This window comes from Methylobacterium sp. WL103 (genome assembly GCF_008039885.1).
Taxonomy (GTDB): domain Bacteria; phylum Pseudomonadota; class Alphaproteobacteria; order Rhizobiales; family Beijerinckiaceae; genus Methylobacterium; species Methylobacterium cerastii.
Genome location: NZ_VRUX01000342.1, coordinates 1 through 4,584 on the forward strand (window position 1 = coordinate 1; position 4,584 = coordinate 4,584).

3 protein-coding genes and 1 pseudogene are annotated in these 4,584 nt (G+C 70.7%); 1 reads left to right on the plus strand and 3 read right to left on the minus strand.

The window, feature by feature from the left end; genetic code table 11:
- Positions 1–181: pseudogene (locus tag FV222_RS17925) on the minus strand (EamA/RhaT family transporter); the annotation flags it as partial.
- 280 nt (positions 182–461) lie between these two features.
- Here FV222_RS17925 and FV222_RS17930 point away from each other — a divergent pair.
- The gene (locus tag FV222_RS17930) at positions 462–1,337 is read left to right on the plus strand and encodes a YihY/virulence factor BrkB family protein (protein ID WP_147761674.1); all 876 of its coding nucleotides are present in this window, start codon (positions 462–464) and stop codon (positions 1,335–1,337) included.
- A 473-nt stretch (positions 1,338–1,810) separates the two neighbouring features.
- Here FV222_RS17930 and FV222_RS17935 read toward each other — a convergent pair whose 3' ends face one another.
- Positions 1,811–3,595, minus strand: coding sequence for a glucan ABC transporter ATP-binding protein/ permease (locus tag FV222_RS17935; protein WP_147761675.1), 1,785 nt, complete (start codon positions 3,593–3,595; stop codon positions 1,811–1,813).
- A 558-nt stretch (positions 3,596–4,153) separates the two neighbouring features.
- On the minus strand, positions 4,154–4,584 hold a 431-nt coding region (locus tag FV222_RS17940; RefSeq protein ID WP_281406892.1), incomplete at its 5' end, for a TAXI family TRAP transporter solute-binding subunit.

Genomic DNA, 4,584 nt, shown 5'->3' on the forward strand with positions numbered 1-4,584 from the left:
GCCAGCGGGCGCGCAGGGCCAGCGCGATGGCGGCGAGCACCAGGGCCACACCCATGACCCGCAACGCCACGAAGGGCAGCGGCTGGGCGTGGGGCGCGACGAACCGGGCCGCGATGAAGCCGGTCGCCCAGATCAGGACGAACAGGCCTGGGATCAGGACGTTTGCGAGGAGGGCTGGCATGATGCCGCGCAGGCAGCACGCGGCGCCCGCGGTGACAACCGAAAAAGCCGCCTCGCGCCCCCGATTGCGGGACAGGGGGCCGCCTGCCGTTGCCCGAAGGCTTCACCCCGGCACCGAACGCCCCCGCCCGCCTCTCCACGCGTTGACGGAGGCGGGCGGGCGATCACGTATCCGGAAAACGCATCCTCCATCGGGTAGCATCGCCGCACGTGACAAACGCTTTGACGGAAGGATCGCCGCACATCCCTTTGCCTCGCACGCGGGGAGGGGGGATGCCGGCATGAAGCCCCTCCGCACCGCCCTCGAGGTCGCGGGCATCGCCGCGCAGCGCTTCGTGTCCCATGACGGCTGGGCGATCGCGAGCCACATCGCCCTGTCGATCCTGACCTCACTGTTCCCGTTCCTGATCCTGCTCGCGGCGCTCGCGGGCCTGCTCGGCACCAAGTCCCTGGCGGACGAGGCCGGCGTACTGATCTTCGACGCCTGGCCCCGGGAGGTCGCCAAGCCGATCGTCGGCGAGGTGCACCGGGTGCTCACCGAGCAGCGCGGCGGGGTGCTGACGGTGGGCGCGGTGCTGGCGCTGTACTTCTCGTCCTCGGGCGTCGAGAGCCTGCGGGTGGGTCTGAACCGCGCCTACGGCCTGCGCGAGATGCGACCGTGGTGGCTGACGCGCCTCGAATCGATCGGCTACGTCGTCTGCGGCGCCTTCGCGATGCTGGCCTTCGCGCTGCTGGTGGTGCTGGGGCCTCTGATCTGGCGCAACGTCGTCCTGGTCGCGCCGGGGCTGGAGCCCCTCGGCCTCACCGTGGCGATTGCGCGCATCGGCATCACGGCGCTGCTGCTGGCTATGGTGCTGATCATCGCCCACAAGTTCGTCGCCGCCGGCCGGCGCTCGTTCCTGGCGGTGCTGCCGGGCATCGGGGTGACGCTGCTGCTGTGGTTCTTCGCCGGCCTCGGCTTCGGGTACTATCTCGACCGCTTCTCGACCGCCTACGCCTCCACCTACGGGGGCCTGGCCACCGCGATGGTGTTCCTGGTGTTCCTCTACTGGCTCGCGGCGATGTTCCTGTTCGGCGGCGAGATCAACGGCACGGTGATCGCGGCCCGGCGCGCCCGGCTCCGGGCCCGGATGCTGGCGCGCCAAGCGCTCCCCTAAGGACCGGAACGCTTTGCCGGGAACCGAGTCCGATCCGGGCTGTTTGCCACGAGACTCCATGTGATCCGAAACCTCATCCGGCCAGCCTGCCCGAAACGGGCGGCGGGCCGTTTTTCTTTGGGCGTCAGCCGATCAGGACCTGTCGCGGCGATGGTCCGCGCCACTCCCCTCCACCGCGAGCCTGCTGAATTCCCAACGCTCGTCGAAGCGAACCGCACCCGCGCCGTCATCCCGGGGTTGCGCAGCAGAACCCGGGATCCAGAGCCGCCGACGGCGCAGACTGGAGCATGACCTCCGGTTCTGGATCCCGGGCTCGCCTTCGGCGCCCCGGGAGGACGGGGAGGATGGGGAAGCTGAAAACGAGAGGTGTCGGAATCACATGCCGTCTTGCAGAAGAGGAGTGGCCGGCAGTCCTCGGAACGCACGAAGCCGGACCTTTCGGCCCGGCCCCGCATCCGCGTAACGGTCCTCGTTCACGCCGCCAGCGCCAGCACCGCCTCTTCCTCGTCGGCCTCGACCGCCATGAACTGCGCCCGGGCGAGTTCGGCGAAGCGGCCGTTCTGGGCCACCAAGCCGTCGAAGGTGCCGCTCTCGACGATGCGGCCCTCGTGGAAGACCAGGATGCGGTCGGCGTTGCGGATCGTCGCGAGGCGGTGGGCGATGACGAAGGTGGTGCGGCCCTCCATCACGGCTTCCAGCGCGCCCTGCAGGCGGCGTTCGGTGGCGGCGTCCAGCGCGCTCGTCGCCTCGTCGAGGATCAGGATCGGCGGGTTCTTCAGGATCGCCCGGGCGATCGAGAGCCGCTGGCGCTCGCCGCCCGAGAGCGAGCGACCGCGCTCGCCGATCACCGTGTCGAGGCCGTCGGGCTGGCGCGCCATGAAGGCGGAGGCTTGGGCGCGCTCCAGCGCGTCGAGCATCTCGGCGTCGGTGGCGTCCGGGCGGCCGACCTGGAGGTTCTCGCGGATCGAGCGGGCGAACAGCATCGGCTCCTGGAACACCACGCCGATGTTGTGGCGCAGCGACGAGACGCCGACGTCGCGGATGTCCATCCCGTCGATGCGGATCGCGCCGGCGCCAGGGTCGAAGCTGCGGTGGAGCAGGCCGAGCGTGGTCGACTTGCCCGAGCCGGTGGTGCCGACGAGCGCCACGGTCTCGCCGGCGCGCGCCGAGAACGACACCCCGTCGAGCGCCTTGCGGCGGCCGTCGTAAGAGAAGCCGACGGCGTCGAACTCGACCTCGCCCTCGAAGCGGGCGACCTGGACCGCGTGCGCGCGGTCGCGGACGGCCGGCACCGTATCGAAGATGGTGAAGAACTCGGCGATCTTCGGGGCCTGCTGGAACAGGCCGTTGACGAAGCCGACCACGTGGTCGAGGCGGGTCACCAAGGCGGTGGCGAGGCTCATGAAGGCCACGACCTCGCCGACGGTGGTCGAGCCGGCCTGGTAGAGCATGATGCCGGTGACGAACACCGCGGTCATGGTGATGGTGGCCGAGGCGCGGGTCGCGACGTTGGCCAGCGCCCACCAGGACAGGACCGGGATCTGCGCGGCGAGCAGGTTGCCGATGATGTCGCGCATCGCGTCCTTCTCGGCTTTGGCACGGGTGAAGGACTGGATCACGGCGACGTTGCCGAGCGCGTCGGAGGCGTGCGCGGCGAGGCCCGAATTGTAGAACTCGACCTCGCCCTGCAGGGTCTCGGTGCGGCGCATGACGAAGGTGGTCAGCGCGGTGAACACCAGCACCAGCACGAGCAGGATCGAGCCGAGCTGCCAGTTCACGAACAGCGTCATCGGCAGCAGCACGCCCAGCGAGACCAGGGCCGCGAAGTGGTCGCGGAAGAAGCCGAGCCACAGGGTCGACATGCCGTTTGTGCCTTCCAGCATCGCCTTCAGCACGCGGCCGGAATGGTTGGCCGAGTGGAAGGCGAGCGGCAGGTCGAGGACGTGCTCGAAGTAGTTCGCCATCGTCGAGAGGCGGTTGCGGTGGGCCAGCCGGTCGGCGTGGAGCGCGATGGCGACGCCCGCCGCGATGGTGAAGAAGCCGAACGCCACCCACGCGCCGATCAGCGGCAGCATGGTCTGCAGGCCGTTGCCGCCGCGCTTGAGGTGGGTGAGCCCGTCGATGATGCGGCCCATGATCAGCGGCTCGGCGAACGCCGCCACCGCCAGAGCCACGTTGGCGAAGCCGAGGCCGACGGCGAGCCGCTTGTCGTGGCCCAGAAGGCTCAGGACGCGCGCGTAGAGACGAAACAGCGACATGTCAGCTCCGAACCGACCTCTGCACGCCCCGTGTTGCCCGGGTCCCGCGCGCTTCTTCCCCGAACCGGTCCGCGGTTGCGGCCCGGCCTCCTCATTCCGTCGCGCCCCGTCCGATCGTGCGGACGGTCAAGTGGGACGTCCCGAACTCCGGGCTCCCAAACGCTTGGCGCGATGGGGCTTATGCCAGGGGTTGGCTGAACGGCGCCTGACGGAGCCGCCGCGGGGGCGGGCCGTCTTTACGGTTCGTTCAGCAAGATTTCCTAACCCCGCGCCCGAGCGGTTCACAAGCGCGCGAACGGCGCATGCGGGCGAATTCTCGCGTCGGGCGTCATGTTCGGCAGCGCCCGCGCCGGCTCGGCCTGAGGCCACCTCCTCCAGCACCGTCATTCCGGGACCGCCGGCGGTGTCGGACCTGGTTTCGTCGTAGGCTCTGGATTCCGGGCTCCACTTCGCAGCCCCAGAATGACGACGGCCGGAACATCTTCACGCGCGGTGACTGACGGCGTGCGTCGAGACGATGCCCCTCCCGAAGCCGAGAGCCTGCTCGAGATCGGACGGTCAGCGTGCCGCGCCGACCTCGCGCAGGTAGCGCGCCGTCCCCGGGTTGAGGTTTTCGGCCGGCACCGCGCCGGAGAGGTTCCGGGGATCGCTGTCGCGGCCCTGCGGCAGGCGCCGGGCCAAGTCCGCGCCCGCCCGGTCGATTGCCGCCACCAGCCGGTGGGCCGCCTCCGGGTCGAGGCCGGGCCGCGCGAGGACGAGGCTCCACGATCCGACGGTGTCGATCGCCGCGTCCTGGCCGCGGAAGCTGCCGGCCGGCACGGTCATGCGGCGGAGCGACGGGCTGGCGGCGAGCGCCCGGTCGATCGCCTCCGGCGCCGGTCCGACGAAGCGGGCCCCGCCGGGCAGCGCCGCCACCGCCATGAAGCCCGGCCAGCCGATTCCGCCGCCCCAGAGCCCGGCCGCGCGCCCGTCGGCGACCAGGGCCGGGC

What these genes read in the sequence shown, in the direction of transcription:
- FV222_RS17930 (WP_147761674.1), top strand. Translation starts at nt 462, where the DNA reads ATGAAGCCCCTCCGCACCGCCCTCGAGGTCGCGGGCATCGCCGCGCAG.
- FV222_RS17935 (WP_147761675.1), bottom strand. Translation starts at nt 3,595, where the DNA reads ATGTCGCTGTTTCGTCTCTACGCGCGCGTCCTGAGCCTTCTGGGCCAC.